This is a genomic window from Gluconobacter sp. GP1, from assembly GCF_032913585.1.
Taxonomy (GTDB): domain Bacteria; phylum Pseudomonadota; class Alphaproteobacteria; order Acetobacterales; family Acetobacteraceae; genus Gluconobacter; species Gluconobacter cerinus.
Genome location: NZ_JASGXC010000063.1, coordinates 1 through 395, shown reverse-complemented (window position 1 = coordinate 395; position 395 = coordinate 1). Strand labels below are relative to the sequence as shown.

General features: G+C 62.3%; 1 pseudogene. It reads left to right on the top strand.

What is annotated here, in order from left to right:
- Positions 1–395, top strand: a pseudogene (locus R5H23_RS16935) (hypothetical protein); the annotation flags it as partial.

Here is a 395-nt window from a genome sequence, read left to right as displayed (position 1 = left end):
GACAAGCGGACGCAGGCCGGGAAGGGAACGCCGTCCTGGGAAGGTGCAGGGCAGGGCGCGCAGGCCAATAACAACCGCCATTTTACGCTTTACTGCTCGGATGCAGAAGCGGATGCCGGTATTTGCTCGCTTGCCTCCACCGATCAGCAGAATGCAGATCAGGACGCCACCAGCCTGTTAACGCCACCGGCATATCAGGATCAGGCCTCGATCGACCGTGCCAATGACTACGTCACGACACTGATCCAGCCGGTTGCTCCCGCCGCGCTGAGAGGGAGTGCTCTGACCTCGGTGGATGGGCAGTCTGCCCTCCCGGGGCGCCGTGCCTACAATGCTGCCATTTCGCTGGCCCATCACGTCGGAGACGACATTATCGGGTGGCACGCGAACACCGT